This is a genomic window from Synechococcus sp. H60.1 (assembly GCF_047462335.1).
In the GTDB taxonomy this organism is placed as follows: domain Bacteria; phylum Cyanobacteriota; class Cyanobacteriia; order Thermostichales; family Thermostichaceae; genus Thermostichus.
Map to the genome: position 1 here is coordinate 1 of NZ_JANSJA010000235.1, position 4,778 is coordinate 4,778.

Here is a 4,778-nt window from a genome sequence, read left to right on the forward strand (position 1 = left end):
GGGCTTAAACCCTTGACAACGCTGTCGCGGGCATGGTAATATATAGCCCGCCTCAGAGCAAGGGACTTTGGGGCGGAAGCGATACCTTGAGATCCCAGAACCTGCGTGCGGAAGGGCGATGCCCTTGACAAACGCGCCTGGGATGTGGTATAATCCGACTCGCCGACAAAATGCCGTAAGGCGTGTTGGCGTGTGCGCTTGCTGCAAGGGCGGCAAGCGGTGATTGAACCTTGAAAACCGGGCAGGTAAGAACGCTTTGCGAGGCCAGTCACCTTGGAAAACGAGCCTGCGTAAGCAGGAATCGCGTTTTCTGACGGAGAGTTTGATCCTGGCTCAGGGCGAACGCTGGCGGCGTGCCTTAGACATGCAAGTCGAGCGGTAGGCGTCCTTCGGGGCGCCGAGAGCGGCGAACGGCGGAGTAACACGTGGGTAACCTGCCCCGAAGACTGGGACAACCCGGGGAAACTCGGGCTAATACCGGATGTGGATGCTTTGGCTTCGGCTGAAGCATCTAAAGGCGCAAGCCGCTTCGGGATGGGCCCGCGGCCTATCAGGTTGTTGGTGAGGTAACGGCTCACCAAGCCGACGACGGGTAGCCGGTCTGAGAGGATGATCGGCCCGAGGGGCACTGAGACACGGGCCCCACTCCTACGGGAGGCAGCAGTCGGGAATTTTGGGCAATGGGCGCAAGCCTGACCCAGCGACGCCGCGTGGAGGACGAAGCCCTTCGGGGTGTAAACTCCTTTTAGTGGGGACGAACGCAGACGGTACCCACAGAAAAAGCCCCGGCTAACTACGTGCCAGCAGCCGCGGTAATACGTAGGGGGCGAGCGTTGCCCGAATTTACTGGGCGTAAAGCGCACGTAGGCGGCTTCGTAAGTCTGGTGTGAAATCTCACGGCTCAACCGGGAGGCTGCACCAGATACTGCGAAGCTCGAGGACGGGAGAGGAGATCGGAATTCCCGGTGTAGCGGTGAAATGCATTGATATCGGGAGGAACACCAGTGGCGAAGGCGGATCTCTGGCCCGTTGCTGACGCTGAGGTGCGAAAGCTGGGGGAGCGAAAGGGATTAGATACCCCTGTAGTCCCAGCCCTAAACGATGGGCGCTAGGTGTTGGGGGATTAACCCTCAGCGCCGTAGCTAACGCATTAAGCGCCCCGCCTGGGGAGTACGGCCGCAAGGTTGAAACTCAAAGGAATTGACGGGGGCCCGCACAAGCGGTGGAGCATGTGGATTAATTCGATACAAACCGAAGAACCTTACCTGGGCTTGACATCCACGAGAAACGCCCTAGAAATAGGGCGCCTCGGTGGGGAAACCCACCGACCCGTGGACACCGGTTGCATGGCTGTCGTCAGCTCGTGCCGTGAGGTGTTGGGTTAAGTCCCGCAACGAGCGCAACCCCTGTCCTCTGTTGCCAGCGGGTCATGCCGGGCACTCTGAGGAGACTGCCGTGGTCAACACGGAGGAAGGTGGGGACGACGTCAAGTCAGCATGGCGGTTACGTCCAGGGCGTCACACATGCTACAATGGGTGGTACAAAGGGCAGCCAACGCGCGAGCGGGAGCGAATCCCAAAAAACCACCCTCAGTTGGGATCGCAGTCTGCAACTCGACTGCGTGAACGCGGAATCGCTAGTAACGGCGGGTCAGCCATACCGCCGTGAATACGTTCCCGGGCCTTGTACACACCGCCCGTCAAGTCACCCGAGTCGGCTGCACCCGAAGTCGGTCGCCTAACCCGCACGGGAGGGAGCCGCCGAAGGTGTGGCTGGTAAGGGGGACTAAGTCGTAACAAGGTAGCCGTACCGGAAGGTGCGGCTGGATCACCTCCTTTAACGGAAACTACTCTCTACGGCACGCAAAGCACTACCTGCTCGGTTTTGAGGGAACCACCGCCACGGGCGCGTAGCTCAGCCGGTTAGAGCGCACCCCTGATAAGGGTGAGGTCATTGGTTCGAATCCAATCGCGCCCACCAGTGGGGGCGTAGCTCAGCGGGAGAGCACCTGCTTTGCACGCAGGGGGTCACCGGTTCAAATCCGGTCGCCTCCACCAAACCTAACCTTCAGCGCCTCACGGGGCGCTGAAGGTTGGGCTGATGAGGCGCCCACAGCACGGGCAACGGACCCAACGATTTCCACTTTGACAACTGGACTGGAGTCATCGAGAAGCGCGCCAAAGTAGGCAAGCTACTAAGGGCGCACGGCGGATGCCTAGGAGCAAGGAGCCGATGAAGGGCGTGGTAAGCTGCGATAAGCTGCGAGGAGCCGCAAACAGGCGTTGATCCGCAGATCCCCGAATGGGAGAACCCGGCCACCGGATGGGTGGTCACCCACCGCTGAACCCATAGGCGGTGTGGAGGGAACCTGGGGAACTGAAACATCTCAGTACCCAGAGGAAAAGAAATCGAACGAGATTCCCTCAGTAGCGGCGAGCGAACGGGGAAGAGCCTAAACCAACTGGGCGTGCCCAGTTGGGGTCGTGGGACCGACATCCGAGGACGCCTTCCGCTTAGCAGAAGTGTCTGGAACGGCACGCCATAGAGGGTGAGAGCCCCGTATGCGAAAAGTGGAAGCGACTCGTCGGTATCCCGAGTAGCACGGGATAAGTGGAGCCCTGTGCGAATCTGCCCGGACCACCGGGTAAGGCTAAATACTCCTTGCTACCGATAGCGCAACCAGTACCGTGAGGGAACGGTGAAAAGCACCCCGGCGAGGGGAGTGAAAGAGAACCTGAAACCGTGCGCTTACAAGCAGTCGGAGGACTATACCCCTCTGGGGGACAGTCTGACGGCGTGCCTTTTGCAGAATGAGCCGGCGAGTTACGCTCAGCGGCAAGGTTAAGCGTCTCAGACGCGGAGCCGTAGCGAAAGCGAGTCCTCACAGGGCGACTCAGTCGCTGGGCGTAGACCCGAAACCGCGCGATCTACCCCTGGTCAGGCTGAAGCCGTGGTAACACACGGTGGAGGGCCGAACTGGTGACCGTTGAAAAGGTCTCGGAGGAACTGGGGGTAGTGTGGTGAAATGCCAATCGAGCGCGGAGATAGCTGGTTCTCCCCGAAATGCATTGAGGTGCAGCCTCACGCGCTATGCTATGCAGGTAGAGCCACTGGATGGGCTAGGGGCCCTACCAGGTTACCGAACCCAACCAAACTCCGAATGGCATAGCAGGAAGCGTGGGAGTGAGACAGCGACGGATGAGCGCCGTTGTCAAAAGGGTAACAGCCCAGACCGCCCGCTAAGGTCCCCAAACACAGGCTAAGTGTGAAAGGATGTAGGGTCGCGTAAACAACCAGGAGGTTGGCTTAGAAGCAGCCATCCTTTAAACAGTGCGTAACAGCTGACTGGTCGAATGTGACCCTGCGCCGACAATGTAAGGGGGCTCAAGCCTGTTACCGAAGCGGCGGGTTCCCGCAAGGGAGCGGTAGGGGAGCGTTCTGCTCGCAGTGAAGGTGGAGCGGAAGCACCACTGGAGCGTGCAGAAGTGAGAATGCCGGCACGAGTAGCGAGAAGACGGGTGAGAATCCCGTCCGCCGAAAGCCTAAGGGTTCTTCAGGCAGGTTCGTCCGCTGAAGGTTAGGCGGTCCTAAGTCGAGGGCGAAACGCCGTAGGCGAAGGGCAGTGGGTCAACATTCCCACCCCAGGTGGTGGAGCCAAGCGGTGACGCTTCAGAATCGGTCGGGCGCAGAGTTGGAAGGCTGCGCTCGCCCCAGCGGCAACTCTGGGGCGACGAAGGGATCCTCACGGTGAACGAAGCGACTGTGACTGGAGCCGAGAAAACCCGTGTAGCGTTGAAACCACCTGACCGTACCGCAAACCGACACAGGTAGGCGAGGCGAGGAGCCTCAGGCGCGCGAGAGAAGTCCCGCTAAGGAACTCGGCAAATTGACCCCGTAACTTCGGGAGAAGGGGTGCCTCGAAAGAGGTCGCAGCAAAGCGGGCCCGGCGACTGTTTACCAAAAACACAGCTCTCTGCGAAGGGGAAACCCGATGTATAGGGGGCGACGCTTGGCCAATGCCCGTAGGTTAAGGCGAGGGGTCAGCCGCAAGGTGCAGCCCCGAACTGAAGCCCGGGTGAATGCCGGCCGTAACTCTAACGGTTCGTCACAGGGCCGTTGTAAAATCTGGCTATATGCTGGAACAGCTCGTGGATCCCACACTACCGAGGAGGTGACAAAGTGATGGGTGGAGCCAATCAGCAGGAAAGACTTGAAGTCACCGAAGAGGCGAAATGGTTCCTCGCAGGGTTCATCGAAGGCGAAGGCTCGCTGCTGGTGAGCATCAAACACCACGAAACCAGCCGCTACGGATACTATGTTGACCCAGAGTTCCATCTGGTGCAACACCGCAGCGGACTGCCCCTCCTAACGCTCGCCCAGCAAGTCTTCGGCACAGGACGCATCTTCCCCAAACCGGGAAGCCCCAACTGCTATGTCTACGCCATCCACTGTCGGCGTAGCCTCTGGGAGAAGGTCGTACCCTACTTCGAGAAGTATGTGGTACCCTTCTCATGCAAGCGCGAAACCTTCTATCGGTTCCGCGAAATCCTGGAGCTGATGAACCAAGGGGAACACCGCCGCCCTGAGGGGCTGGCACGCATCGTCGAGAAGGCGTATGCGATGAACCCAGCCGCTAAGGGAAAGCAGCGGCTCCGACCGCTGCAGGAGGTGATTTCAAGAATCCTCAGAGACCATACGCCAGACGCTTCGCAGACCCCTGCGGAGTGAAGATATGGTCCAGTCCCTATGGCGACATAGGGGGCAACTGCCTATGGTAG

The 4,778-nt window shown here is 59.6% G+C and carries 1 protein-coding gene, 2 tRNA genes and 2 rRNA genes; all 5 read left to right on the forward strand.

From position 1 onward, the window contains the following. Positions 1-310: 310 nt before the first annotated feature. Positions 311-1,838 (forward strand): 16S ribosomal RNA (locus NW852_RS11230). 65 nt (positions 1,839-1,903) lie between these two features. Continuing rightward, a tRNA-Ile gene (locus tag NW852_RS11235) sits at positions 1,904-1,980 on the forward strand. Between the two features lie 2 nt (positions 1,981-1,982). Continuing rightward, positions 1,983-2,057 (forward strand) — tRNA-Ala (locus NW852_RS11240). A gap of 127 nt (positions 2,058-2,184) precedes the next feature. Continuing rightward, positions 2,185-4,218: ribosomal RNA gene (locus tag NW852_RS11245) — 23S ribosomal RNA — on the forward strand. The 16S and 23S rRNA genes sit together here with 2 tRNA genes alongside, the layout of an rRNA operon. 33 nt (positions 4,219-4,251) lie before the next feature. Beyond that, complete coding sequence (locus NW852_RS11250; protein ID WP_414426753.1) at positions 4,252-4,728, forward strand: LAGLIDADG family homing endonuclease; 477 nt, start codon at positions 4,252-4,254, stop codon at positions 4,726-4,728. Positions 4,729-4,778 lie beyond the last annotated feature (50 nt).